At 71.8% G+C, this 24524-nt stretch carries 23 protein-coding genes and 1 pseudogene; 10 read left to right on the forward strand and 14 right to left on the reverse strand.

What is annotated here, in order from left to right:
- Positions 1 to 22 precede the first annotated feature (22 nt).
- Positions 23 to 622, reverse strand: a complete 600-nt coding sequence (locus tag ABCS02_RS14290; RefSeq protein ID WP_345836339.1) for a general stress protein — start codon at positions 620 to 622, stop codon at positions 23 to 25.
- Positions 623 to 679: 57 nt separating this feature from the next.
- Here ABCS02_RS14290 and ABCS02_RS14295 point away from each other — a divergent pair, with 57 nt between their 5' ends.
- Genes ABCS02_RS14295 through ABCS02_RS14305 form a run of 3 tightly spaced genes read left to right on the forward strand, consistent with a single transcriptional unit; the run spans position 680 to position 3660 of the window.
- A complete protein-coding gene (locus ABCS02_RS14295) occupies positions 680 to 1993 on the forward strand; it encodes a CBS domain-containing protein (protein WP_345836340.1) in 1314 nt (437 codons plus the stop codon).
- Entirely contained in the window at positions 1980 to 2504 is a 525-nt protein-coding gene (locus tag ABCS02_RS14300) for a DUF1003 domain-containing protein (protein ID WP_345836341.1), read from the forward strand. Before ABCS02_RS14295 ends, ABCS02_RS14300 begins: the two co-directional genes overlap by 14 nt.
- A complete protein-coding gene (locus ABCS02_RS14305) occupies positions 2497 to 3660 on the forward strand; it encodes a P-loop NTPase (RefSeq protein ID WP_345836342.1) in 1164 nt (387 codons plus the stop codon). Before ABCS02_RS14300 ends, ABCS02_RS14305 begins: the two co-directional genes overlap by 8 nt.
- A gap of 72 nt (positions 3661 to 3732) precedes the next feature.
- Here the strand turns inward: ABCS02_RS14305 and ABCS02_RS14310 are convergent, their stop codons facing one another.
- The 3 genes from ABCS02_RS14310 to ABCS02_RS14320 form a co-directional block, all read right to left on the reverse strand.
- On the reverse strand, positions 3733 to 5202 hold the full coding sequence (locus tag ABCS02_RS14310; RefSeq protein ID WP_345836343.1) for an aspartate aminotransferase family protein: 1470 nt from the start codon (positions 5200 to 5202) through the stop codon (positions 3733 to 3735).
- A complete protein-coding gene (locus ABCS02_RS14315; protein WP_345836344.1) occupies positions 5189 to 6565 on the reverse strand; it encodes an MFS transporter in 1377 nt (458 codons plus the stop codon). The genes ABCS02_RS14310 and ABCS02_RS14315 overlap by 14 nt, the downstream gene beginning before the upstream one ends.
- A 76-nt stretch (positions 6566 to 6641) precedes the next feature.
- The gene (locus tag ABCS02_RS14320) at positions 6642 to 6998 is read right to left on the reverse strand and encodes a Sec-independent protein translocase TatB (RefSeq protein WP_345836345.1); all 357 of its coding nucleotides are present in this window, start codon (positions 6996 to 6998) and stop codon (positions 6642 to 6644) included.
- A gap of 81 nt (positions 6999 to 7079) precedes the next feature.
- Between ABCS02_RS14320 and ABCS02_RS14325 the strand changes: the two genes are divergently transcribed.
- A complete protein-coding gene (locus ABCS02_RS14325; RefSeq protein ID WP_345836346.1) occupies positions 7080 to 7712 on the forward strand; it encodes a class I SAM-dependent methyltransferase in 633 nt (210 codons plus the stop codon).
- A 78-nt stretch (positions 7713 to 7790) separates the two neighbouring features.
- Here the strand turns inward: ABCS02_RS14325 and ABCS02_RS14330 are convergent, their stop codons facing one another.
- From ABCS02_RS14330 to dapE, 3 genes are all read right to left on the reverse strand, one after another.
- On the reverse strand, positions 7791 to 7964 hold the full coding sequence (locus ABCS02_RS14330) for a DUF3117 domain-containing protein (protein ID WP_021764147.1): 174 nt from the start codon (positions 7962 to 7964) through the stop codon (positions 7791 to 7793).
- A 119-nt stretch (positions 7965 to 8083) separates the two neighbouring features.
- The gene (locus ABCS02_RS14335; protein WP_345836347.1) at positions 8084 to 9328 is read right to left on the reverse strand and encodes a hypothetical protein; all 1245 of its coding nucleotides are present in this window, start codon (positions 9326 to 9328) and stop codon (positions 8084 to 8086) included.
- A complete protein-coding gene (dapE, locus tag ABCS02_RS14340) occupies positions 9297 to 10379 on the reverse strand; it encodes a succinyl-diaminopimelate desuccinylase (RefSeq protein ID WP_345836348.1) in 1083 nt (360 codons plus the stop codon). The genes ABCS02_RS14335 and dapE overlap by 32 nt, the downstream gene beginning before the upstream one ends.
- Before the next feature lie 17 nt (positions 10380 to 10396).
- Between dapE and dapD the strand changes: the two genes are divergently transcribed.
- Positions 10397 to 11374: a 2,3,4,5-tetrahydropyridine-2,6-dicarboxylate N-succinyltransferase gene (dapD, locus tag ABCS02_RS14345; RefSeq protein WP_345836349.1), complete on the forward strand. Its 978-nt coding sequence runs from the start codon at positions 10397 to 10399 to the stop codon at positions 11372 to 11374.
- Between the two features lie 78 nt (positions 11375 to 11452).
- Here the strand turns inward: dapD and ABCS02_RS14350 are convergent, their stop codons facing one another.
- From ABCS02_RS14350 to pdhA, 3 genes are read right to left on the reverse strand one after another with little or no spacing between them, the layout of a single operon-like run.
- Positions 11453 to 12832: a dihydrolipoamide acetyltransferase family protein gene (locus ABCS02_RS14350; protein ID WP_345836350.1), complete on the reverse strand. Its 1380-nt coding sequence runs from the start codon at positions 12830 to 12832 to the stop codon at positions 11453 to 11455.
- Positions 12832 to 13842 (reverse strand): alpha-ketoacid dehydrogenase subunit beta, encoded by a 1011-nt coding sequence (locus tag ABCS02_RS14355; protein ID WP_345836351.1) that lies wholly within the window; start codon positions 13840 to 13842, stop codon positions 12832 to 12834. The genes ABCS02_RS14350 and ABCS02_RS14355 overlap by 1 nt, the downstream gene beginning before the upstream one ends.
- Positions 13839 to 14963, reverse strand: a complete 1125-nt coding sequence (gene pdhA, locus ABCS02_RS14360; RefSeq protein ID WP_345837315.1) for a pyruvate dehydrogenase (acetyl-transferring) E1 component subunit alpha — start codon at positions 14961 to 14963, stop codon at positions 13839 to 13841. The genes ABCS02_RS14355 and pdhA overlap by 4 nt, the downstream gene beginning before the upstream one ends.
- Before the next feature lie 188 nt (positions 14964 to 15151).
- Between pdhA and ABCS02_RS14365 the strand changes: the two genes are divergently transcribed.
- A complete protein-coding gene (locus ABCS02_RS14365; RefSeq protein ID WP_345836352.1) occupies positions 15152 to 15616 on the forward strand; it encodes an Lrp/AsnC family transcriptional regulator in 465 nt (154 codons plus the stop codon).
- Between the two features lie 163 nt (positions 15617 to 15779).
- Here the strand turns inward: ABCS02_RS14365 and ABCS02_RS14370 are convergent.
- A pseudogene (locus ABCS02_RS14370) lies at positions 15780 to 18071 on the reverse strand (polyribonucleotide nucleotidyltransferase); the annotation flags it as partial.
- A 246-nt stretch (positions 18072 to 18317) separates the two neighbouring features.
- Positions 18318 to 19112, reverse strand: coding sequence for a fructosamine kinase family protein (locus ABCS02_RS14375; RefSeq protein ID WP_345837316.1), 795 nt, complete (start codon positions 19110 to 19112; stop codon positions 18318 to 18320).
- 54 nt (positions 19113 to 19166) lie between these two features.
- Here ABCS02_RS14375 and ABCS02_RS14380 point away from each other — a divergent pair, with 54 nt between their 5' ends.
- From ABCS02_RS14380 to ABCS02_RS14390, 3 genes are all read left to right on the forward strand, one after another.
- Positions 19167 to 20399, forward strand: a complete 1233-nt coding sequence (locus ABCS02_RS14380; RefSeq protein WP_345836353.1) for a GAF domain-containing protein — start codon at positions 19167 to 19169, stop codon at positions 20397 to 20399.
- Positions 20400 to 20486: 87 nt separating this feature from the next.
- A complete protein-coding gene (locus ABCS02_RS14385; protein ID WP_345836354.1) occupies positions 20487 to 22067 on the forward strand; it encodes an aldehyde dehydrogenase family protein in 1581 nt (526 codons plus the stop codon).
- Between the two features lie 4 nt (positions 22068 to 22071).
- Positions 22072 to 22455 carry a DUF779 domain-containing protein gene (locus ABCS02_RS14390; RefSeq protein ID WP_345836355.1) on the forward strand — a complete coding sequence of 128 codons (384 nt, stop codon included), beginning with the start codon at positions 22072 to 22074 and terminating at the stop codon, positions 22453 to 22455.
- Positions 22456 to 22462: 7 nt separating this feature from the next.
- On the opposite strand, the gene ABCS02_RS14395 is transcribed toward ABCS02_RS14390, so the two are convergent.
- Positions 22463 to 22900: a VanZ family protein gene (locus tag ABCS02_RS14395; protein WP_345836356.1), complete on the reverse strand. Its 438-nt coding sequence runs from the start codon at positions 22898 to 22900 to the stop codon at positions 22463 to 22465.
- A gap of 18 nt (positions 22901 to 22918) precedes the next feature.
- On the opposite strand from ABCS02_RS14395, the gene ABCS02_RS14400 reads away from it, so the two are divergent.
- Entirely contained in the window at positions 22919 to 24097 is a 1179-nt protein-coding gene (locus tag ABCS02_RS14400; RefSeq protein WP_345836357.1) for a low temperature requirement protein A, read from the forward strand.
- An 86-nt stretch (positions 24098 to 24183) separates the two neighbouring features.
- Here the strand turns inward: ABCS02_RS14400 and rpsO are convergent, their stop codons facing one another.
- Complete coding sequence (gene rpsO / locus ABCS02_RS14405) at positions 24184 to 24453, reverse strand: 30S ribosomal protein S15 (RefSeq protein ID WP_055919394.1); 270 nt, start codon at positions 24451 to 24453, stop codon at positions 24184 to 24186.
- Positions 24454 to 24524: the final 71 nt, after the last annotated feature.

Here is a 24524-nt window from a genome sequence, read left to right on the forward strand (position 1 = left end):
AACGACGTGCCCCTCGATCGTGTTATGCGGTGGGTGGGGCGGGGGGCTGGTCGTCCGCGGGCGGCACCGGAGGCGCGGGCGGCGGGTCGGACGGGTGTGCGGGCGGCGCCCAGCCGGTGGGCGCGGCCTGGACGTCCTCCACGCCGCCGAGCAGGTTGCGCGCGCGGTTGACGAGGTCCGCGTCCACCAGCACCGAGTAGCTGGTCGCGATCACCTGCATCACCGACGTGTAGTCGCGGCGGCGCCGGTTGATCGCGTACGACACGATGCCGAACAGCATCCCGAACCCGGCGCCGATCAGCACGGCCGCGATCACGAACGCGTAGCTGACCGTCGGCGAGAAGATGAGCAGCAGCAGCCCGAAGAAGATGCCGAGCCACGCTCCGGAGGCCGCCCCGGCGAGCGCGACGCGCCCCCAGGTGAGCTTGCCGGTCACGCGCTCGACGCTCTTGAGGTCGCTGCCGACGATGGAGACCTTGTCCACGGGGAAGTCCGCGCGGGCCAGCACGTCGACCGCCTGCTGCGCGTCCACGTACGTCTCGTAGGTCGCCACGATCTCTCCCCGGGGCATGGTCGGGAAGAGCATCCGGTTGCGTCCGCCGAGCGGGCTGGGTGTGGTCATCCCGCCATTGTCCCATCCTCACCGTCCGCTCGGCTGGTAGGGCTTAAGTTATAAGACGTGAGCACCCGTATCTTCGTCGCCCGCTTGGCCGGCACCAGCGTGTTCGACCCGGTCGGCGACCGGGTCGGCAAGGTCCGCGACGTCCTGGTGGTGTACCGCAAGGACGATCCGCCCAGCGTGGTCGGCCTCATCGTGGAGATCCCGGGCAAGCGGCGCGTGTTCCTGTCGATCGGGCGCGTGACCAGCATCTCCAGCGGCCAGATCATCACCAACGGGCTCATCAACGTGCGCCGATTCGAGCAGCGCGGCGGGGAGGTCCGGGTCATCGCCGAGCTCCTCGGCCGCAAGGTCGTCTTCACCGACGGCACCGGCGAGGCGACGATCGAGGACGTCGCCATCCAGGAGTCCGCGACCGGCGAGTGGGCGGTGAGCCAGCTCTTCGTCCGGCGGCCCAAGTCCGGCGCGTCGCCGTTCGGCAAGGGCCAGACCACGTTCGCCGCCTGGAACGAGGTGCGGGAGAAGCAGGCCCGCGGCGAGGCGCAGTCCGCGGAGCAGCTCATCGCGGCGTACTCCGAGCTGAAGCCGGCCGACCTGGCGAACACGCTCCTCGACCTCCCGCAGCAGCGCATGCTCGAAGTCGCGGAGGAGCTCCCCGACGACCGGCTCGCCGACGTGCTGGAGGAGATGCCCGAGAGCGAGCAGGTGCAGATCCTCGCGAAGCTCGACGACGACCGGGCGGCCGACGTGCTCGACCAGATGCAGCCCGACGACGCCGCCGACCTCATCGCCCAGCTCTCCGACGAGCGCGGCGAGCACCTCCTGGAGCTCATGGAGCCCGAGGAGGCCGACGACGTGCGCATGCTGCTGAGCTACGCACCGGAGACCGCCGGCGGCCTGATGACGACCGAGCCGATCATCGTCTCGGCCGACGCCACGGTCGCCGAAGGCCTCGCCCTCATCCGCCGCCACGAGCTCGCCCCGGCGCTCGGGGCGGCCGTCTGTGTGACCCTGCCGCCGTACGAGGCGCCGACCGGGCGCTTCCTCGGCATCGTGCACTTCCAGCGGATGCTGCGCTACCCGCCGCACGTGCGCCTCGGCACCCTGCTCGACCCGAGCCTGGAGCCGGTCACCGCCGACACCTCCGCCGCCGAGGTGTCCCGCATCCTCGCCAGCTACAACCTCGTCTCCGTTCCCGTCGTGGACGAGAAGCACCGGCTCGTCGGGGTGGTGACCATCGACGATGTCCTCGACTACCTGCTCCCCGACGACTGGCGAAGTCAGGACGAGGACGAGCCCGTCAAGGCCCCGTCCGAGGAGACCGGCAGTATCCGCATCGTGAACGGAAGGAGGGGCGGAAATGGCACGAGTTAGGCAGGACACCAGCCTGGACGCCCCGAAGGGCCTCCGCACGTCGGTGATCCCCCGGCGCGACCCGCTGGAGCAGCGGGACACCTTCGGCCGGTTCACCGAGTGGATCGCGCGTGCGATGGGCACGCCGTGGTTCATTCTCGGGCTGACCGTCTTCGTCGCGGCCTGGATGCTGTGGAACACGCTGCTGCCGACCGCCTGGCGCTTCGACTCGGCGGCGCTCGGCTTCATCGCGCTGACGCTGGTGCTGTCGCTGCAGGCCTCGTACGCCGCACCGCTGATCCTGCTGGCGCAGAACCGGCAGGACGACCGCGACCGCGTGCAGATCGAGCAGGACCGGCAGCGAGCCGAGCGCAACCTGGCCGACACCGAGTACCTGGCGCGCGAGGTCGTGGCCCTGCGCCTGGCGGTCAGGGACATGGCGACGAAGGACTTCATCCGCGCCGAGCTGCGCGCCCTCCTGGAGGACCTGGACAAGGGCGAGCCGGCCGAGAACGGACGTGCGCGTGCCTGAGGCCGGTCCCTCCGGTCCGGGCGTCGCCGAGCTGATCGGGCGCGCCCTCTCCGGCGTGCTCGACCCGGAGATCCGCAAGCCCGTGACCGAGCTGGACATGATCGGCGGTGTGGAGGTCGACGCGGACGGCCATGCGACGGTGAGCGTGAAGCTGACCATCGTCGGCTGCCCGGCCGCCGACAAGATCGAGCGGGATGTCCGGGCCGCGACGGCGTCCGTGCCCGGCGTCAGCGGCGTGACCGTCGACGTCTCGGTGATGACGCCCGCCGAGCGCGCGGCGCTCACCGAGAAGCTGCGCGGCGGCCGCACGGCGCGCGCGCAGCAGTTCGGCCCCGACTCGCTGACCCGCGTCTACGCGGTGACCAGCGGCAAGGGCGGGGTGGGCAAGTCCACCGTCACCGCCAACCTCGCCGTGGCGCTCGCGGAGCGCGGCCTCCGGGTCGGCCTGGTGGACGCGGACGTGCACGGCTTCTCGATCCCCGGGCTGCTCGGCCTGACCGACGCCGAGGGGGTCGCGGTGCGGCCGACGCGCGTGGACGACATGATCCTGCCGCCGGTCGCCTACGGCGTGAAGGTCATCTCGATCGGGATGTTCGTGGACTCCTCGTCGGCCGCGGTCGCCTGGCGCGGGCCGATGCTGCACCGGACGATCCAGCAGTTCCTCGGCGATGTGTTCTTCGGCGACCTGGACGTGCTGCTCCTCGACCTCCCGCCCGGCACCGGCGATGTCGCGATCTCGGTCGGCCAGCTCCTGCCGCAGGCGGAGGTGCTCGTGATCACCACGCCGCAGCCGGCGGCGGCCGACGTCGCCGAGCGCAGCGGCGTCGTGGCGCGCCAGACCGGCCAGCGGATCGTGGGCGTCATCGAGAACATGGCCGGGCTCGCGCAGCCGGACGGCAGCGTGCTGGAGCTGTTCGGCTCCGGAGGCGGCGCCGAGGTCGCGCGGCGGCTCTCGGAGGGCCAGGACGAGCCGGTGCCGCTGCTCGCCAGCGTCCCGCTCAGCGTTCCGCTGCGCACGGGAGGCGACAACGGAGCGCCGATCGTGGTCACCGACCCGCAGGACCCGGCTGCGGCGGCGATCCGGGCGGTGGCGGCGAGCCTCGCCGTGCGCCCCCGCGACCTCCCCCGCCGCAAGCTCCCCCTCTCCACCCGCTAGCACCCGCCGAGTACGCGGATAATCTACGTACTCGGCGCTTTTCGGCTGAGAAATCGCGTACTCGGCGGTTGGTCAGGCGGGTTCGGCGAGGCGGGCTAGGAGCTCGATCAGGAGGCGCTCGGTGACGGGGCGCGGCAGCGCCTCGATCAGCGCCAGGAGGGGGGCCTGCTCGTCCGGGAGGCCGGGGGTCTCACCCGCGATCCCGACGGCGCGCAGGAGCCCCGCGGCCGTGTCGGAGTCGAGCGGCCGGTCGCCGAGCGGCGGGAGCGCCGACAGCGCGGCGGCGGCGTCCACGGGTGGCACGCCGCGCACGTCGTCCGCGGAGGCCCGCAGCGCGGCCTCCAGCTCGTCCACCCGGTCCCGGGTGACCGGGGTGATCGTCAGGTGCGTCGTGGGCGGCAGCCGCGTCCCGTCCGGTTGGGTCAGCCCCGGCTGGAGCTGGAGGTGCCAGCCGCGCGTGCGCGCCCGGTCGGCCCAGTGGTGCGGGTCGACCCTGCGGTCCTCCGGGACGGCGTCGTCGGTCGCGACCGCCAGCAGCGGCCCCGTCGGCTCCCCCACCACGCGCAGTCCCTCGATGTCGCCCACGATGTCGGCGAGCGTGCGCGTCGCCCGCAGGCACGCCTCCGCGAGCGATGCGAACCCGCGGGCTCCGAGCGCCTGGATGATCGCCCACGACGCCGCAAGCGCGCCCGCGGACTTGGAGCCGAGCAGCGTCGGGTTCACGACCGGGTAGCCCGGCCATCCCGTCGTCGCGAAGTACTGCAGCCGCTGCCGGTCGCGCCCGCGCTGCAGCAGGACGCTCGCGCCCTTCGGCGCATAGCCGAACTTGTGGAGGTCGGCCGACAGACTGGTGACCCCCGCCACGCGGAAGTCCCACGCGGGCAGCGCCGACCCGTCCGGCTCGCGCCAGAACGGCAGGATCCAGCCGCCGATGCAGGCGTCGACGTGGAGGTCCACACCGGCCTCGTCGCACGCCGCCGCGACCTCCTCGACCGGGTCGAGCGACCCGTAGGGGTACGACGGCGCGGAGACGACAGCGAGCGCGACGTCCGGCCCCAGCCGCTCGATCAGCCGCGCCGGGTCCAGCCGCCCGGTGTCCGCGTCCAGCGGCACCAGGTCGAGCTCCAGCCCGAAATACTCCGCCGCCTTGTGGAAGGCCGCGTGCACGGTCACCGGCGCGACGATGCGCGGCACGCCGGAGCCGCCGCGCGCCCGCCACGCCTCCCGCGCGGTCTTCACGGCCAGCAGGCAGGACTCGGTGCCGCCGGAGGTCACCGACCCGACCACGTCGTCACCGCCGTGCAGCAGCTCGCGTGCGAATCCGAGGACCTCGCGCTCCATGACCGCCACCGAGGTGAAGGTGGTCGGGTCGAGCCCGTTCACGGGCTGCACCATCCGCACCGCGGCGGCGGCCAGCTCGTCGAGCTCGGCGATCCCCGAGTCGTACACGTAGCTCAGCACGTGGCCGCCGTGCGTCGGCGCGTCCGCGGCACGCAGGGCGGCGAGCCGGCTCAGGATGGCGTTCCGGTCAAAGGAGACCATCGACGTCTCCCTTCCGCAGCCGGTAGCGCGCCAGCGGCGCGAGGCTCGCCGCGATGATCGCCGCGGGGATGAGGCTGAAGCTCAGCACGATCCCGACCACGGCCTCCGCGGGCTGCGTCGCGCCCCCAGCGGCGGCGTCCGAGGCCGAGCGGGCGATGTACCCGGTCAGCGCGAGCACGATGGTGAGGACGGTCGCGCCGAGCGCCATGCCCGTCGTCTCCCCCGCGGTCCACATCCCGCCGAACGTGCCGGCACGACCGGGACCGTTGCGCCGCGCGTCGTGCGAGATGACATCCGGCAGCATCGCCATCGGGAGGGACTGCATGCCCGCGTAGGCGGCGCCCGCGACCGCGACGGGCAGGTACACCCACGCTCCGGGGAACCAGACCAGCAGCACCATCGACAACGCCGCCGCCCCGAACAGCACGCTCGCCGCCCGGAATCCGCGCTCCTTGCCGATCCGCCGCGCCACCACGCCCCACAGCGGCGTCACGACCAGCGCAGGGCCGATCAGCGCGATGAAGAGGAAGGTCACGGCGTCCTCCGAGTGCAGCACCCAGGTCGCGACGTAGTTCGCGCCGGCGAGCATCATCCCGGTCGCCAGACCCTGCAGCAGGAACGTCAGCAGCAGCGCCCGGAACGGCTGACTGTCGCGCAGGGCGCCGATCCCGGCCGCGTAGTTCGTGCGCAGCGTCGTCAGCACGCCCTCCCGCGGCGGCAGGACCGCCGCGGGCAGCTGTCGCGGCGCGACGAACGCCGACACCAGCATGCCGCCGCCGATGACGACGCCCGCGACGAGCGCCATCAGGAAGTAGCCGGCGAAGTCGTTCCCGCCGCCGAGTGACCGCAGCGCCGGACCCCCGGCGCCGAACAGGAGGATCGCGAAGGTCAGCACCACCACGCGCCAGGTCAGCAGCCGGGTGCGCTCGTCGTAGCCGGAGGCCAGCTCGGCCGGGAGGGCGATGTACGGCACCTGGAACAGGCTGAACGCGGTCGCGGTCAGCAGGAACGCCACGAACACCCACACGGCCGCGGGGACGGCGCCGGTTCCCGACGGGACCGCGAAGGTGAGCAGGAAGAACACCGGCAGCGCCACCGCGCCCAGCAGCATCATCGGCCGCCGCGACCCGCGCGCGGCCAGCATCCGGTCGCTGCGCGCGCCGATCACCGGGTCGATGATCACGTCCCACACCTTGGCGACCGTGACGACGAGCCCGGCGGCGAGGGCGGCCACGCCCAGGCTGTCGGTCAGGTAGTAGACGAGGACCAGCCCGGGGAGCGTCGCGAAGCCTCCGGTGCCGAGCGAGCCGACGGCGTAACGGGCGACAATCGCCCGGGTCAGCGACTGCTGCGTTGCGATCATTCCCGCATCGTAGGGGATGCAGGGCTGTATCGGGGCGCGGCGCGTCAGCGACGCGCGCGCAATCCTGTACGAGCGCTCAGGTCGACTCGGGGTCGAACGGCGGCACCGTCCCGGGCGCGAGGCTCGCGCGCTGACTGTACGCCGACGGCGTCACCGGCTTGATCGCCGAGGGCGCGGGAGTGTCGTCCAGCAGCGCCTCGCGGATGATGCGGCGCGGGTCGTACTGACGCGGGTCGAGCTTCTTCCAGTCGACGTCGTCGAACTCCGGCCCCATCTCCTCTTTCATGCGGTCCTTGGCGCCGTCGGCGAAGTCGCGTACCGTGCGCACGAACTGCCGGAGCTTGCCCGCGTAGAGCGGAAGCCGTTCCGGCCCGATGAGGAACGCGGCGATCACAGCCACGATGAGTAGCTTCTCGAAGGTCAGGCCGAACACACATACAGAGTATCGCGCGCGGCTGCACGAATGCTGGATCGGCTGGGCCTATTCTGGACCGAGGCCACCGACGGGAGACACGTGTCTGACAAAGACTCCAACTGGAGATTCGCCGACGACGTCATCGTCGAGAGCGAGGTGATCGCCCGCGCCCGGCAGCAGTCCCTGGAGCTCGGCGTCGACCCGATCGCACCGAGCACGGGCGCGCAGGCGGCCGTCGTGGTCGCCGCGACGAAGGCGGAGAACATCGTCGAGATCGGCACCGGCGTCGGCGTGTCGGGGCTCTGGCTGCTGCACGGCGGCTCGGAGGCCCAGCTCACCAGCATCGACGTCGAGGTCGACCACCAGCAGCACGCGCGCACGTTCTTCACCGAGGCGGGCGTCGCGGCCAACCGCGTCCGGCTCATCACCGGGCACGCGCTCGACGTCCTCCCCCGGATGAACGAGAACTCCTACGACATCGTCTTCGTCGACGCCGACCCGCAGTCGGTGATCGAGTACGTCGAGCACGGCCTCCGGCTGGTGCGTCCGGGCGGGACCGTGCTGGTCGCCCGCGCGCTCTGGCGCGGCCGGGTCGCCGACCCCGCAGCGCGCGACCCGCTGTCGACCGGGTTCCGCACGCTCATCACCGAGACGGCGGCCTCCGGCGCCGTGATCAGCGCGCTGTCGCCGGCGGGCGACGGGCTGCTGCAGATCACCAAGCTGACCCCGTAAGCACTGCCCGGTAAACGAGGAAGGGGCCCCGATCGCTCGGGGCCCCTTCTCGGGTATCTCGTTCAGTCGGGTACGTCGTCAGGACGCGCTCACGACGCTCGCGAGAGCGTCGTGAAGCTCCTTGGCCTCCGCATCGTTGACGGAGACGACCAGACGTCCCCCACCTTCGAGCGGTACCCGCACGATGATGAGCCGTCCCTCCTTCACAGCCTCCATTGGCCCGTCCCCGGTCCTCGGCTTCATGGCCGCCATGCAGCTCCCCTTTCGTGGATGTCGTGTCCTATTATCCGTCATCCACGGCTGACGGGGGAAATCGCCGGTCTACCCCACGCGCAATGGGCCGCGGGCGACACGCCGCCACGGGCGCCGGATCACGGCGGCGACCAGTCGGCCCCGTCCACACCCCAGCAGATCGCGATCCAGCCGACCTGCAGCGCCACGAACAGCACGACCATCCCGGCCCGGTACACCCGGCTCCTCGGCATCGCGACGACGCCGAGCAGGGGGAACAGCGGCATCAGGAGGCGGAACGTGCTCGACTGCGGGAAGAACACCGCGAACAGGTAGAGCGAGTAGGCCGCGATCCAGAACCGGAGGTCGACGCCGAGCCGGCGCACCGCGGGCGAGAACAGCAGCACCGCGTAGACGGCGACGAGCAGCAGGAGCGCGATCACGCCGATCCAGCCGGGCACGCCCAGCATCACGCTCGCCCACCAGTTCGCGCCCTGGAACCACGGCGTGAACGGCACGAGGTGGGTGTAGCCGATGTAGGGCGCGCGCCAGGCGAGCTCGGTGTCGGTGTAGGCGGTCCACGATCCGGTGGCGACCGCGGCGATGGCCGGCCAGGCGATCCCGCCGATGGCGCTGAAGACGGCGAGCGACACGCTCAGCACGCGCTGCCGCACGGGGAATGGGTCCTCGCGCCGGTGCAGCCAACGGTGCACGACGTGGAGGCCGACCGCCAGCGCGAAGGCCAGCCCGCTCGGCCGCGTGAACGCCATCGCGAGCACCACGGGGAACAGCCAGCCGTACCTCCGCTCGACCAGGAGCAGCAGCGCGGCGGCGAGCAGCAGCAGGTAGAGCGACTCGGCGTAGGCGAGCTGGAACAGCGGGGAGACCGGCGAGAAGCAGAACAGCACCACCGCGAACATGCTCGTGGACGCGCCCAGGCCCACGCGCAGCATCAGGCGGTAGAACACCAGCGCGGCCCCGGCCGCGCACAGCACGGACACCAGCACCGCGGCGGGCGCCCACGGCAGCCGGGTGAGGAACATCACCGCGTCCACGACCCCGGGGTAGCCGGGGAGGAACGCCCAGGCGTTCTCGGTCACATGGAGGCCGTTCGACGGCAGCGACGCCGGGTAGCCGCTGACCGCGACGATGTTGTACCAGAAGCCGTCCCAGATCGTCGCGAAGGAGAAGTAGTCGGGGTGCGCGCCGGTCCACGGGTTCTTACCCTGGTTTGCCGCGAAGATCAGCAGGATGACGGTGGTGACGACCCGGCTGGCGAGGAAGACGCCGAGGACGCGCACCCACCAGCGCGACCACCAGGGTCCGCCCGGCGTCGGCGCCGCCTCCTGGGCCTCAGCGGGCGCCGGGACCGCTGAGCCAGGCACGGAGACCAGCCTCCACCGCGACGATCTGCTCGACGTCGACGCGCTCGTCGTCGGCGTGCGCCTTCAGCGGGTCGCCGGGGCCGTAGTTGACCGCGGGGATACCGAGCGCGCTGAACCGGGCGACGTCGGTCCAGCCGTACTTGGGCTTGGCGACGCCGCCGACCGCGGCGACGAACTCCTGCGCGAGCGGGGCGTCGAGTCCCGGGCGGGCGCCGTCGGCGCGGTCCACCACCGCGATCTCGTAGCCGTCGAACAGCTCGTGCATGTACGCGATGGCCTCCTCCGAGCTGCGGGAGGGGGCGAACCGGTAGTTGACGTGCACCATCGCCTCATCGGGGATGATGTTGCCCGCGACGCCGCCCGAGACGCCCACCGCGTTCAGGCCCTCGCGGTACACCAGGCCGTCGACCTCCACCTCGCGGGCGGAGTAGCCCGCCAGCAGGTCGAGGACCGGCGCGATCTTGTGGATGGCGTTCTCGCCGACCCAGCCGCGGGCCGAGTGCGCGCGCAGGCCGTACGCCCTGACCTCGACGCGGAGGTTGCCGTTGCAGCCGCCCTCCACGACGCCGTTGCTCGGCTCGCCCAGGATGGCGAAGTCCCCGACGAACAGGTCGGGACGGTTGCGTGCGAGGCGGCCGAGGCCGTTCAGCTCGGCGTTGACCTCCTCGTGGTCGTACCACATCCAGGTCACGTCGATCGCGGGGTCGGTGAGCTCGGCGGCGAGCTTGAGCTGCACCGCGACGCCGGCCTTCATGTCGACCGTGCCGCGGCCCCAGAGGTAGCGCACGCCGCCGTCCACCTCGAACCGGGTGGGGAGGTTGTCGTTGAGCGGCACGGTGTCGATGTGGCCGGCGATCAGCGCGCGGCGCTCGCGGCCCAGGTTCGTGCGCGCGACGACGGTGTCTCCGTCGCGGATGATCTCCAGGTGCGGCAGCGGTTCGAGCGCCTCCACGATCGCGTCGGCAAGCGTTCGCTCGTTCCCGGAGACCGACTCGATGTCGCAGATCTGCCGGGTGAGGTCGATGGACGTGGCGCTGAGGTCGAGAGGCACGCTACTAATCTAGGGGCATGCCTTCCGACTTTCCTGACGAGTCCGCCGCCCGTTCCGCCTGGGGGTACGGGCTGGCCACGATCGCCGGCGACGGCACGGTGCTCGACACCTGGTTCCCCGAGCCGCGCCTGGGCCGCCTCCCGGCTGGACGCGAGCGCTGGATCGCCCCCGCCGAGTTCGAGGAGCTCGCCGGCGAGGACGCGCGCCGCAACGTCCGCATCGACATCGTGACGGTGGAGATCGACGTCGACGCCGCCCCGGCCTCCACGCCGGACGCCTACCTGCGGCTGCACCTGCTGTCCCACCTGCTCGCTCGCCCCAACACGGTGAACCTCGACGGCATCTTCGCGCACCTGCCGATCGTCGCCTGGACCAACGCCGGGCCGGTCCTCCCGACCGACCTCGACCGCTTGCGGCCGGCGCTGCAGCGCGCGGGCATCCACGTGACCGGCATCGACAAGTTCCCGCGCCTGCTCGACTACGTGACGCCCGACCGGGTGCGCATCGCGGACGCCTCCCGTGTGCGGCTCGGCGCCCACCTCGCGCCCGGGACCACCGTCATGCACGAGGGCTTCGTCAACTTCAACGCGGGCACGCTCGGCTCCTCGATGGTGGAGGGCCGCATCTCGCAGGGCGTCGTGGTCGGCGACGGCTCCGACATCGGCGGCGGCGCCTCCATCATGGGCACCCTGTCCGGCGGCGGCACCCAGCGCGTCGCGATCGGCGAGCGCGCGCTGCTCGGCGCGAACTCCGGCATCGGCATCTCGATCGGCGACGACACCGTGGTGGAGGCCGGGCTTTACGTCACCGCAGGCACGAAGGTCGTCGTGGTCGACGGCCCCGTCACCGCGGACGGCCGCCCGCAGACCGTCAAGGCCGTCGAGCTCTCCGGCGTCCCCGGCCTGCTCTTCCGCCGCAACTCCCTCACCGGCGCCGTGGAGGTCCTCCGCCGCTCCGGCACCGGCGTCGAACTGAACCCCACCCTCCACGCCTGACCCCGCCTCCATCAATTCCGGACTTATGTACGCGACACGCCGTGTGTGCGCGTACACAAGTCCGGAAGAGATGGCTGCCTAGACGAGGGTGAGGACGGAGGCGGGGTCGGCCAGGATGCGACCGATGTCGGCGAGGAAGCGGGAGCCCTGCTCGCCGTCCACGATCCGGTGGTCGAACGTCAGCGCGAGCGTCAGCACGTCGCGCAGGGCGATCTCGCCGCGGTGCTCCCACGGCTGACGCCGCACGGCTCCGACGGCCAGGATCGCCGCCTCCCCCGGCGTCAGGATCGGCGTCCCCGCGTCGACGCCGAACACGCCCACGTTGGTGATCGTGATCGTGCCGCCGGTGAGCGCGGACGGCGGCGTCTTGCCCGAGCGGGCGGTCACCGCGAGCTCACGGATCGCGCCGGACAGCTCGGCCAGCGAGTGGCCGTCGGCGTCGCGGATGACCGGCACCAGCAGTCCGCGCGGGGTCGCCGCGGCGATGCCGAGGTTGATCGCGCGGGTCTGGACGATCTCCTGGGCGGCCTCGTCCCACTTGGAGTTGACCTCCGGCGTGCGCCGCGCCGCGAGGCACAGCGCCTTCGCGACGACGGCGAGGAGGCCGGGACGGGCGTCGGAGAGGTCCGGCCGGGCGCGCAGGCGCTCGATCAGCTCGCTGGTCGGCGTGACGTCGACCGTGAGGAACACCGTCGCCTGCGGAGCGCCGAACGCGCTGCGCACCATCGCCTCGGCGGTCGCCTTGCGGACGCCCTTGATCGGGATGCGGAGCTCGCCGGGTGCGGCCTCGGCGGTCGCCTGCGGCGCAGACGCGGGCTGCGTCGCGTAGGCGTCGAGGTCCGCGCGCGTCACCAGACCGCGGTCGCCGGTGCCGGTGACGGCGGCGAGGTCGATGCCGCGCTCGCGGGCCAGCTTGCGGACCGGCGGGGTCGCGCGCGGGCGCTCGCGCACCGCGGTGTCGAACGCGGGAGCGGCGGCCTGTGCCGGCGCCGCTGCGGCCGGCGCTGTGGCGACGGGCGCCGCCACCGGGGCCGCCGTCGCCACAGGCTGCGACGCCAGCCCCGGACGTGCACGCCGGGCGGGCCTCCCCTTGGCATCCGGACGAGCGCCGTAGCCGACGAGCACCGGCTCCCTCACCGGGGCGTCGCTCGACGCCGTCTCCTCGGCGGACTCGGACGCGGGTGCAGCAGGCGCCGCGGGCTCAGCGCCCGCCGTACCCTCCACCTCGAACGCCAGCAGCGGCTCCCCCACCGCCACCGTCACCCCGGGCTCGACGTACAGCCGGGACACCGTCCCCGCGTACGGGGCGGGCAGCTCGACCAGCGCCTTGGCGGTCTCCACCTCGGCGATGATCTGGTTGAGGTGCACGGTGTCGCCCACCGCGACGTGCCAGCTCACCAGCTCCGACTCGGTGAGTCCCTCGCCGAGGTCCGGGAGCGCGAACTCCTTGACCGCCATCAGTCCTCCACTCCGCTCAGCGAGTTCGGGCGGTCCATGACCCGGTCGATGCCGTCCAGGATGCGGTCGAGGTCGGGCAGGTGCGCCGCCTCCAGCTTGGCGGGCGGGTACGGGATGTCGTGGCCGGTGACGCGCACCGGCGCGTGCTCCAGGTGGTAGAAGCAGCGCTCCGTGATGGAGGCGGAGATCTCCGCGCCGAGGCCGCCGGACAGCGCAGCCTCGTGCGTGACGACCAGCCGCCCGGTCTTGCGGACCGACGCCGCGACGGTGTCGAGGTCGAGCGGCGACAGCGAGCGGAGGTCGATGACCTCCACCGAGACGCCCTCGTCCTCGGCCGCGAGGGCCGCATCCGCCGCCATCTGCACCAGGCCGCCGTAGGTCACCAGCGTGACGTCGCCGCCCTGGGTGAGCACGCGCGCGGTGCCCATCGGACGGGCGTCCTCCAGCGCGGCCTCCTCGTCCACCTCGCCCTTGGCGTGGTAGCGGCGCTTGGGCTCGAAGAACAGCACGGGGTCGTCGGAGGCGATCGCCTGGCGGATGAGCGTGTACGCGTCCTGCGGGGTCGACGGGCTGACGACCCGCAGGCCCGCGGCGTGCGCGAAGTAGGCCTCCGGCGAGTCGGAGTGGTGCTCCGCGGCGCCGATGCCGCCGGCGAAAGGGACGCGGATCGTGATCGGCATCCGGACGGCGCCCGCAGTGCGGTAGTGCATGCGCGCCACCTGGCTGACGATCTGGTCGAACGCCGGGTAGATGAAGCCGTCGAACTGGATCTCCACCACGGGACGCAGCCCGCGGTAGGCCATGCCGACGGCGGTGCCCAGGATGCCGGACTCGGCGAGCGGCGAGTCCATGACACGGCGCGGGCCGAACTCGGTCTGGAGGCCGTCCGTCACGCGGAACACGCCGCCGAGGGTGCCGATGTCCTCACCCATGAGCACGACGCGGTCGTCCTCGGCGAGGGAGCGGCGCAGGCCGGCGTTGATGGCCTTCGCCATGGTCAGTGCGGTCATCGGTCACCGCCCACGAACGTGCGCAGGTAGCGCGAGTAGTGGTCGCGCTCCCGGGCGAGGCCGGTGTGCGGCTCGGCGTACACGTTGTCGAACACGGTCATCGGGTCCGGGTCCTGCAGCGCGACGACGCCCTGGCGCATCTCGGCGGCGACGCGGTCGGCGTGCTCCTGGATGGCGGTCAGCCGCTCCGGGGTCAGCAGGCCCTCGGACGCGAGGTACGCCTCCACGCGCGCGATCGGGTCTTTGGAGCGCCACTCGTCCACCTCCGCGGGGTCGCGGTAGCGGCTCGGGTCGTCGGCGGTGGTGTGCGGGCCCATCCGGTAGGTGACGGCCTCGATGAAGGTCGGTCCGCCTCCGCTGCGGGCGCGGTCGAGGGCCGAACGGGTCACGGCCATGACCGCGAGGACGTCGTTGCCGTCGACGCGGACGCTCGGCACGCCGAAGCCCGGGGCGCGCTCGGCGATCGGGCGCTGCGCCTGGAGGCCGACCGGCTCGGAGATCGCGTACTGGTTGTTCTGGCAGAAGAAGATGACCGGCGCGGCGTAGGTCGCGGCGAAGATCAGCGCCTCGTTGACGTCGCCCTCGGAGGTCGCGCCGTCGCCGAAGTAGGCGACCGCCGCCGCGTCGGTGCCGTCGGCCTGGATGCCGATGGCGTAGCCGGTGGCGTGCAGCGTCTGGGCGCCGATGATGACCTGCGGGGTCGCCATGTTGATGTCGTAGGGGTTCCAGCCGGACTGGGTGGTGCCGCGCCACACGCGCAGCAGGTCGACGAGCCCGGCGCCGCGGCAGTAGGCCACGCCGTGCTCGCGGTAGCTGGAGAAGACGAAGTCGTCGCGGCGAAGGGAGCGGCCGGAGCCGATCTGGGAGGCCTCCTGGCCGAGCAGCGGAGGCCAGAGGCCCAGCTCGCCCTGACGCTGCAGGGCGGTCGCCTCGGAGTCGATGCGGCGGATGACGACCATGTCCTCGTAGAGGTCGAGGAGCTGCTCGGCGCCGATGTCGGAGACCCAGGCGTCGAAGCGGACGTCGCTGAGGCGCTCGCCCTCAGGAGTCAGCAGCCGGACCGTGTCGGCGCCGGCCGGAAGGTGGACGTCGTCCAGTCGGGTGTCGGGTTGATTGTCGATCGTCACGGTTCACGCAACCTTCACTCTCGCGTCCGGCCGCCCGCTTGTGGCAGGCATGACCGGCTTCCGGCCTCCTTGCCGGAATTACTCGAAAGGCTACGCTCCACGATCAGCGCGCACAACTGACGGCGTGTCGACCGTGCAGAGTGCACTGTCGCGGGTCGCGTCGAGATGCTAGCTTTCACACTATGCGCACGTTCGACAGCACCGACAGACGCATCCTCGTCGCCCTCGCCGACGACCCGCGATCGACCAACGTCTCCCTCGCCGACCGGCTCGGCCTGAGCCGCAACACGGTGCAGGCGCGGGTGGCCGAGCTGGAGCGGAACGGCGCCTTCCTGTCGTTCGAGCGGCGCATCTCGCCGACCGCCGCCGGCTACCCGTTGGCGGCGTTCGTGACCGTGCACGTGCAGCAGCAGAAGCTGGCCGCGATCGTGGAGCACCTGGCCGGCATCCCGGAGATCGTGCAGGCGCACGGCCTGTCCGGGCCGTCCGACCTGCTGCTGCGCGTCGTGTGCACGGACGCCGAGGACCTCTTCCGGATCACCGGCGCCATCCAGTCCACCGAGGGCGTCGAGCGCGCCGAGACCTCCCTCGACATGGGCGAGCTCATCCCCTACCGCCTCCGCCCCCTGCTCACCCGCGGCCCCTAAGCAACCGCCGAGTACGCGAATAGTCTGCGTACTCGGCGGTTTTCAGCGGATTATTCGCGTACTCGACGGTTTGCTGCGGGGCTGGGACGGCGAAGGCCGCGCCGACGGAGTCGGCGCGGCCGTCGGGCAGGGGGGGCGCTCCGCACTCGACGGGCGCCACGGCGCCCTCGGCGGGGGCCGCAGGGCCCTCGGAGGCGGCGTCGCGGCCCTGGGTGTCCGCGTCCTCTGCGAGCACCGGGGCGAGCGACAGCTTGCCGCGGTCGTCGATCTTGGTGATCTCCACCAGGATCTTCTGGCCGACGCCGAGGACGTCCTCGACGTTCTCGACGCGCTTGCCGCCGGCGAGCTTGCGCACCTCGGAGATGTGCAGCAGGCCGTCCTTGCCCGGGAGCAGCGAGATGAACGCGCCGAACGCGGCGATCTTGACGACGGTTCCGAGGAACTGCTCGCCGACCTCCGGGTTCGTCGGGTTCGCGATCGCGTTGACCTGGGCGCGGGCCGCCTCGGCCGACGGGCCGTCGGTGGCGCCGATGTAGACGGTGCCGTCCTCCTCGATGGAGATCTCGGCGCCGGTCTCGTCCTGGATCGCGTTGATCGTCTTGCCCTTCGGGCCGATCAGCTCGCCGATCTTGTCGACCGGGATCTGGACCGAGATCACGCGCGGCGCGGTCGGGGCCATCTCGTCCGGGGCGTCGATCGCGGCGTTCAGCACGCTGAGGATGGTCGTGCGAGCATCCTTGGCCTGCTTGAGGGCGCCCGCCAGCACCGACGACGGGATGCCGTCGAGCTTGGTGTCGAGCTGGATCGCGGTGACGAACTCGCTGGTTCCGGCGACCTTGAAGTCCATGTCGCCGAGCGCGTCCTCCGCGCCCAGGATGTCGGTGAGCGCCGCGTAGCGGGTCTCACCGTCGACGACGTCGGAGATCAGGCCCATCGCGATCCCGGCGACCGGGGCGCGCAGCGGCACACCGGCGTTCAGCAGAGACAGGGTGGACGCGCAGACCGAGCCCATCGAGGTCGAGCCGTTGGAGCTCAGCGCCTCGGAGACCTGACGGATCGCGTACGGGAACTCCTCGCGGGTCGGCAGCACCGGCACGAGCGCGCGCTCGGCCAGGAAGCCGTGCCCGATCTCGCGACGCTTCGGCGACCCGACGCGGCCGGTCTCACCGGTCGAGTAGGGCGGGAAGTTGTAGTGGTGCAGGTACCGCTTCTTGGTGACAGGCGACAGCGAGTCGATCTGCTGCTCCATCTTGAGCATGTTCAGCGTGGTGACGCCCAGGATCTGGGTCTCGCCGCGCTGGAAGATCGCCGAGCCGTGGACGCGCGGGATGACCTGCACCTCGGCGTCGAGCGGACGGATGTCGGTCAGGCCACGGCCGTCGATGCGGACGCCCTCGCGCAGCACACGGCCGCGCATGACCACCTTGGACACCGACTTGTACGCCGCGGAGAGCTGCGTGAGCACCTCCGCGTCGAGCACGCCGGCCTCCACCTTCTCGGTGAGGGCGACCTTGACGCGCTCCTTGAGGGCGTCGTCGGCGTTCTGGCGCTCGACCTTGTCGGCGATCTGGTACACGTTCACCAGCTCGTCGTAGGCGAGGCCCGCGACGTTGTCGTAGGTCTCCTGCGAGTAGGGCAGGAACACCGGGTAGTCGGCGATCGCCTTCGCGGACTGCGAGGCGAGCACCGTCTGCGCGGCGACCAGCTCGCGGATGAACGGCTTGGCTGCCTCCAGACCCTGGGCGACGACCTCCTCGCTCGGCTTGACGGCGCCGCCCTGGATGAGGTTCCAGCTGCCCTCGGTGGCCTCCGCCTCGACCATCATGATCGCGACGTCGCCCTCGGTGCCGTCCTCGTTGGTGAGGACGCGGCCGGCGACGACGAGGTCGAAGACGGCCTCCTCCAGCTGCGAGGCCTTCGGGAAGGCGATCCACTGGTCCTCGTGCTGGCCGTTGCCGGGGATGAGCGCGAGGCGCACACCGGCGATCGGGCCGGAGAACGGCAGACCGGAGATCTGGGTCGAGGCGCTGGCCGCGTTGATGGCCAGGGCGTCGTAGAACTCGTCCGGGGCGATGCTCAGGACGGTGATGACGATCTGGACCTCGTTGCGGAGGCCGTCGACGAACGACGGGCGCAGCGGGCGGTCGATCAGGCGGCAGACGAGGATCGCCTCGGTCGAGGGGCGGCCCTCACGGCGGAAGAACGAGCCGGGGATCTTGCCGGCGGCGTACGAGCGCTCCTCGACGTCGACGGTCAGCGGGAAGAAGTCGAAGTTGTCCTTCGGGTGCTTGCTTGCGCTCGTCGCGCTCAGCAGCATGGTCTCCTCGTCGAGGTAGGCGGCGACGGCGCCCTGCGCCTGCTGGGCGAGGCGTCCGGTCTCGAACCGGACGGTGCGGGTGCCGAAGCGTCCATTGTCGAGGACTGCTTCGGCGAACTTGATTTCGGGACCTTCCAAGAGGTCTTTCTCCTTTGTTTAACGTCGCAGCCCCGTCTGGGCGCGACTCCACAATGGAGCGAGCAGGCAGTTCGACACGTCTTTTCGTGTACGCGGCATCCCATGCGGATGCGTGGGCTGAGCCCGTCTGGCCATCAGTAGAAATACACGGTTACGTCGTGGCGACGCATCCGGATACCACCACCGAGGACCAGCTCCTGCCAGCCTGCTCCAGTGATCGGCATTCGGCCGACCAGCAGAATCCTATCAGTCGTGGTGCTGCGGAGGCCGGATTCGGCGGGATCGGAGCGCGAGCGTCGCCCGCGCGGCGTCGGCCAGCTCGGCGCCGTACGACGGCCCGTGCCCGGCGGCGTGCACGGCGAGCGGGTGGAGCTGGTGCAGCGGGACGCGCTCCCGCCACCCCGCGCGCAGCGGCCGGGCGGCGTCGTACCCGGCGAGGATGTCCTCCAGGTGCGGCGCGCCGAACAGCGCGAGCATGGCCAGGTCGGTCTCCCGGTGGCCGCCGTGCGCCGCGGGGTCGATGAGGACGGCGCCGCCCGGCGACCAGAGCACGTTGCCGGTCCAGAGGTCGCCGTGCAGGCGCGCGGGAGGCTCGCCGTCGTCGAAGTCGCCGGCCTCCACGCGGGCGAGGGCGGCCTCCACGACCTCCCGCTGCTGCGCGGTCAGGTTGCCGGCCGCCTCTGCCGGATCGAGGTAGGGCCGCACGCGGTCGCGGGCGTAGAAGCGGCCCCAGCTCGTCTCGTGCGCCACCGGGAGCGGGCGGCGGCCGATGAAGAGGGGGCCGTCCCAGCCGTCCGGCGGGGCGCCGAAGGCGGCGGCGCCGGCGGAGTGCGTCACGGCGAGGGCGGCGCCGAACGCGCGCGCGGCGGAGCGGTCGGGGCGGGTCTCGGCCACCTCCTCCAGCTCGATGCGCCCGGGCGACGCGCCGACCACCCGCACGACGCGGGCGCCGCCGTCGCTCTCGGCCTCGGCGAGCCAGCGGAGGCCGGCGGCCTCCGCCTCGAAGAACGCAGGCGGCGCGTCGGGGCGTTCCTTCACGATCGTGCGCACGGGGTCCACGGTACTCAGCCGCCCGCACCGCGTACGATGCTGCGCATGGACGACGCCGTCGACGGTCTGGAAGGCACCCGCCATCCCGGGCTGCGCCCCGTGGTGGACGCCTCCTGGCGTCGTGCCGAGCAAGCGCACCTCGACCCCGCCGTCGCCGCGCCGGTCGTCCTCGACGGCCCGGGGCTGGAGGACGCCAGGCGGTCGCATCCCATCGCCGCGGCCCTCCCGGTGATCCGGCAGCTCCTGGTGCGCGACGCCGAGCCGGACAGCCGCGTGGTCGTGGCCGTCGGCGACGCGCGCGGGAGGCTGCTCTGGGTGGAGGGCGACCCGGTGCTGCGCAGGCGCGCGGAGTCGATGCTGTTCGTCCCGGGGGCCGCGTGGGCGGAGGGCGACGTCGGCACCTCCGCGCCGGGCACGGCGCTCGCGATCGGCGGCGGCGTGCAGATCCGCGGGGCCGAGCATTTCGCCCAGGAGGTGAAGCCGTGGAGCTGCACCGCTGTGCCGGTGCGCGACCCGGAGTCCGGCGACATCATCGGCGTGATCGACGTGACGGGCGGCGACCAGGTGGCGGAGCCGCACGTGCTGCCGCTGCTGGAGGCGACGGCGGCCGCGGTGGAGCGGGAGCTGCTGATCGCGCGGCTACGGGACGCGCGGGCGCCAGGAGGCCCGCGCCGCGCGCGGCCGCGGCCGGCGATCGCCGCGCTGCGTGTGCTCGGTCGCGACACCGGGGAGCTCGCCGGCGCCGACGGCCGCGCCGGGACCCTGAGCGCGCGGCACAGCGAGCTGCTCACCCTGCTGGCCTGGCATCGCGAGGGGCTGTCCGCCGAGCGCCTGGCCGAACTGGTCTACGGCGACCCGGCCTCCACCGTCACCCTTCGCGCGGAGATCGTCCGGCTGCGGAAGGCGATCGCCGCGATCGCGCCGGAGCTCGGCCCGCTCGCCCGGCCGTACCGGCTGGCGGCGCCGCTGGAGACGGACCTCGGCGCCGTGCTCGACCTCCAGCGCCGCGGCGCGCACCGGGCGGCGATCGCGTCGTACGGCGGCGGGCCGCTGCCCGGCTCGGCCGCGCCCGGCATCGAGGAGCTGCGCGAGGATGTCATCGCCCGGCTGCGGGAGGCCCTGCTCGCGTCCGGCTCGGCCGACCTCCTGATCGCGTGGGGCGAGACCGAGCGCGGCTCCGCCGACGAGGACATCTGGCGTGCGGCGCTGCAGGCGCTGCCGCCGCACTCGCCGCGGCGCGCCCAGGTAGTCGCGCGGCTGCTCGCGCTGGAGTCCTGAGCGCGCAACCGGATGCAACCTCCCGCTGCGTAACCTCCCGGACCAGAGGCGTGCGATGGGCGCACGCGACAGTCAAGGGAGACTCGCATGACTCTGAGCCCGGAACAGACCGACGGCGTGGCGGAGGCCGCCACGACCGAGAAGCCGAGCGTCTACGCCCAGCCCGGAACCGCCGGCTCCGTCGTGAGCTACGCGACCCGCTACGACCACTTCATCGGCGGCCGGTACGTCGCCCCGGCGAGCGGTCAGTACTTCGATGACATCACCCCGGTCACCGGGAGGCCGTTCACCGAGATCGCGCGCGGCACCGCCGCGGACGTCGACCGCGCCGTCGACGCGGCGTGGGCGGCGTTCCCCGACTGGAGCAGGACGTCCGTCGCCGAGCGCGCGCTGCTCCTCACGCGCATCGCCGACCGCATGGAGGCCAACCTCGAACTGCTCGCCGTCGCCGAGACCTGGGAGAACGGCAAGCCGGTGCGCGAGACGCTCGCCGCCGACATCCCGCTCGCGATCGACCACTTCCGCTACTTCGCCGGCGCGATCCGGGCGCAGGAGGGCGGCATCAGCCAGCTCGACAACGACACGGTCGCGTACCACTTCCACGAGCCGCTCGGAGTCGTCGGGCAGATCATCCCGTGGAACTTCCCGATCCTGATGGCCACGTGGAAGCTCGCCCCGGCCCTCGCCGCGGGCAACTGCGTCGTGCTGAAGCCCGCTGAGCAGACGCCGGCCTCCATCCACGTCTGGCTGGACCTGATCCGCGACCTGCTGCCGGACGGCGTGCTCAACATCGTCAACGGCTTCGGCTTCGAGGCCGGGGCCCCGCTGGCGTCGCACCCGCGCATCCGCAAGGTCGCGTTCACCGGCGAGACGACCACGGGCCGACTCATCATGCAGTACGCCAGTGAGAACCTCATCCCGGTGACGCTGGAGCTCGGCGGCAAGAGCCCGAACATCTTCTTCGAGGACGTCGCGGCGCAGAAGGACTCCTTCTACGACAAGGCGCTGGAGGGCTTCTCGTTCTTCGCGCTCAACCAGGGCGAGGTGTGCACCTGCCCGTCGCGCGCGCTGGTGCAGAAGTCGATCTACGACGGCTTCGTGGCCGACGGCCTGGAGCGGGTGAAGCGCATCACCCAGGGCAACCCGCTCGACGTCTCCACGATGATCGGCGCGCAGGCCTCCAACGACCAGCTGGAGAAGATCCTCTCGTACATGGACATCGGCCGGCAGGAGGGCGCGAAGCTGCTGACCGGCGGCGAGCGCGCCGACCTCGGCGGAGACCTGGCGGGCGGCTTCTACGTGCAGCCGACGGTGTTCGAGGGCGTCAACTCGATGCGGATCTTCCAGGAGGAGATCTTCGGGCCGGTGCTCGCGCTGACCAGCTTCAGCGACTTCGACGACGCGATCGGCACCGCGAACGACACCCTGTACGGCCTCGGCGCGGGCGTCTGGAGCCGCGACGGCTCGCAGCTCTACCGGGCCGGTCGGGCTATCGAGGCCGGCCGGGTCTGGTCGAACACCTACCACCAGTACCCGGCGCACGCGGCGTTCGGCGGCTACAAGCAGTCGGGCATCGGCCGGGAGAACCACCGGATGATGCTGGATCACTACCAGCAGACCAAGAACCTGCTGGTGTCGTACGCCGACGGCCCGATGGGGTTCTTCTAGGCCGATGGAGACCGTCGCCTCACGCGTGGACGTCACGCCGGCCGCCGCTGCGATGCTGCGGCGGCTGGCGGCGAGCCACGGCCCGCTCATGTTCCACCAGTCCGGCGGCTGCTGCGACGGCTCGTCGCCGATGTGCTACCCGGTCGGCATGTTCCGGGTGGGCGCGTCGGACGTGCTGCTCGGCGCGCTGGAGGTCGACGGGATCGACCCGGTGCGCGTGTTCATGTCGGCATCCCAGTTCGAGTACTGGAAGTACACGCACCTCACGATCGACCTCGTGGACGGCCGCGGCAGCGGGTTCTCGGTGGAGGCGCCGGAAGGCAAACGCTTCCTGATCCGCTCGCGGATGCTCGACGAGGCGGAGCTGGCGGCGTTCGGGCTCGGCTGACGGCCCGTCACAGGCTGCGGGAGGGCGTCGCATCGGGGCGCGACCGGCGCCCTCCCGCGAACACCGCCACGATCCCGATCCCGATCAGCGTCCCGACCGTGTTGGCGAGCAGGTCGCGCGCATCGCTGACCCGCGCGGGCAGGAAGAGCTGCACGAACTCGATCGTCAGGGTCATCGCGACGCCGAGCGCGAACGCCAGCCACCACCGTCCGCGGCCCAGCCGCATCGCGAACAGGACGCCCACCGGCACGAAGAGCAGGACGTTCGCCGTGAACTCCACCACCTCGAAGTCGATCCAGGCGAGCAGGGTCGTGGAGGCGAAGGTTGCCAGCAGCCCCTCCAGCAGGGTATTGCGGTGTGGGTCGGCCGGGAACGGGTCGAGCGTGATCCACGCCACCACCAGGAGGTAGGCGGAGATGAGGATGAGCAGGACGCGGCGGAGCATCCTCCTATGCTTGCGCACATGAGCATCGCCTTCCGCATCCCGATGTCCGGGCGCTCGACCGATGAGGAGCATCGCGTCTCCAGTCCGCTCGAGCTGCTCTTCGATCTGACGTTCGTCGTCGCGGTCGCCCAGGTGTCCGCGCAGCTCGCGCACGCGGGCGAGCAGGGACACGCGCTGGCGAGCCTCGGCCCCTATCTGATGGTGTTCTTCGCCATCTGGTGGGCGTGGATGAACTTCACCTGGTTCGCCTCCGCGTACGACACCGACGACGTGCCCTACCGGCTGATGACGATGCTGCAGATGGGCGGCGTGCTGGTGCTCGCCGCGGGTGTGCCTGCCGCCTTCGACCGCCAGGAGTTCACCGCCATAATCATCGGCTACGTCATCATGCGGCTCGCCATGGTGGGCCAGTGGGTCCGCGCGGCGGTCGAGCATCCGGACGGGCGGGCGACCGCCACCCGGTACGCGATCGGGATCGCGGCGGTGCAGGTGCTCTGGGTCGCCTGGGGGTTCCTGCCGGTCGAGCTGAAGCTGTGGACCTTCCTGCTCGCCGCGCTGCTGGAGCTGCTGGTGCCGGTCTGGGCGGAGCGGCCCGGGATGACCTCCTGGCATCCGCACCACATCGCCGAGCGGTACGGGCTGTTCACGATCATCGTGCTCGGCGAGTCGGTGTCCGCCTCCGCGATCGGGGTGCAGAGCGCGCTCGCGGCGCACGGCGTCTCCCCCGCGCTGGTCGTCATCGCCGCGGCCGGGCTGGTGCTGCTCTTCGCGCTGTGGTGGCTGTACTTCTTGGAGCCCGCTGCGGAGGGCCTGGCTTCGAAGCGCGAGCGGTCGTTCTTCTGGGGCTACGGCCACTACTTCGTGTTCGCGTCGCTCGCGGCGCTCGGGGCCGGGCTGGAGGTCGCGGTGCAGCGCGGCGCCGCGCACGCGGAGGTGTCGGACACGGCGGTGGAGTACGCGATCGCGATCCCGGTGGCGGTGTTCCTGCTGATGCTCTACGTGCTGCACGCGCCGCTGGTGCCGGAGGTCGTCATCCGCCCACTGAAGACGGGCATCGCGATCCTGCTGGTGCTGCTTGCGCCGCTGGCGTCGCCGTGGATCGGGCTCACGGGCGTGGTGATCGTGGTCGCGATCGCGGCGGCCGGGCTGGTCGCGGCGACGCTCATCGACCGCACGCTGGCAGCGCGCCGCGCCTGAATCCGCGCCGCAGACGCGGAACGGGCCGCCACCCGGAGGTGACGGCCCGTTCGCAAGAAGATCGCGTTGTCGATCGACGCCTGACTTTATCGACGCAGACCGAGGCGCTCGATGAGCGCACGGTAGCGGTTGATGTCGATGTCCGACAGGTAGCCGAGCAGGCGGCGACGCTGACCGACCAGGAGGAGCAGGCCACGACGCGAGTGGTGGTCGTGCTTGTGCTCCTTCAGGTGCTCGGTGAGGTCCTTGATCCGCTTGGTCAGGATGGCGACCTGAACCTCGGGGGATCCGGTGTCACCGGGGTGGGTCGCGTACTCGTCGATGATCGCCTTCTTGGTCTCTGCATCCAGTGCCATAGAGGGGATCCCCTTTCTCTCGTTGCGCGGTGCCCGGGGCCGAATGCCTGGGCTCTCTTTCTCCGCGGCCG

It is taken from the genome of Microbacterium sp. X-17, assembly GCF_039615055.1.

Excerpts from the sequence above, each read along its gene's own strand:
- rpsO (WP_055919394.1), bottom strand. The coding sequence starts at position 24,453 with ATGGCACTGGATGCAGAGACCAAGAAGGCGATCATCGACGAGTACGCG.
- ABCS02_RS14300 (WP_345836341.1), top strand. The coding sequence starts at position 1,980 with ATGGCACGAGTTAGGCAGGACACCAGCCTGGACGCCCCGAAGGGCCTC.
- ABCS02_RS14390 (WP_345836355.1), top strand. The coding sequence starts at position 22,072 with ATGGAGACCGTCGCCTCACGCGTGGACGTCACGCCGGCCGCCGCTGCG.
- ABCS02_RS14395 (WP_345836356.1), bottom strand. The coding sequence starts at position 22,900 with ATGCTCCGCCGCGTCCTGCTCATCCTCATCTCCGCCTACCTCCTGGTG.
- ABCS02_RS14315 (WP_345836344.1), bottom strand. The coding sequence starts at position 6,565 with ATGATCGCAACGCAGCAGTCGCTGACCCGGGCGATTGTCGCCCGTTAC.
- ABCS02_RS14290 (WP_345836339.1), bottom strand. The coding sequence starts at position 622 with ATGACCACACCCAGCCCGCTCGGCGGACGCAACCGGATGCTCTTCCCG.
- ABCS02_RS14310 (WP_345836343.1), bottom strand. The coding sequence starts at position 5,202 with ATGGTCTCCTTTGACCGGAACGCCATCCTGAGCCGGCTCGCCGCCCTG.
- ABCS02_RS14330 (WP_021764147.1), bottom strand. The coding sequence starts at position 7,964 with ATGGCGGCCATGAAGCCGAGGACCGGGGACGGGCCAATGGAGGCTGTG.
- ABCS02_RS14380 (WP_345836353.1), top strand. The coding sequence starts at position 19,167 with ATGGACGACGCCGTCGACGGTCTGGAAGGCACCCGCCATCCCGGGCTG.
- ABCS02_RS14400 (WP_345836357.1), top strand. The coding sequence starts at position 22,919 with ATGAGCATCGCCTTCCGCATCCCGATGTCCGGGCGCTCGACCGATGAG.
- ABCS02_RS14385 (WP_345836354.1), top strand. The coding sequence starts at position 20,487 with ATGACTCTGAGCCCGGAACAGACCGACGGCGTGGCGGAGGCCGCCACG.
- dapD (WP_345836349.1), top strand. The coding sequence starts at position 10,397 with ATGCCTTCCGACTTTCCTGACGAGTCCGCCGCCCGTTCCGCCTGGGGG.
- ABCS02_RS14355 (WP_345836351.1), bottom strand. The coding sequence starts at position 13,842 with ATGACCGCACTGACCATGGCGAAGGCCATCAACGCCGGCCTGCGCCGC.
- ABCS02_RS14365 (WP_345836352.1), top strand. The coding sequence starts at position 15,152 with ATGCGCACGTTCGACAGCACCGACAGACGCATCCTCGTCGCCCTCGCC.
- ABCS02_RS14350 (WP_345836350.1), bottom strand. The coding sequence starts at position 12,832 with ATGGCGGTCAAGGAGTTCGCGCTCCCGGACCTCGGCGAGGGACTCACC.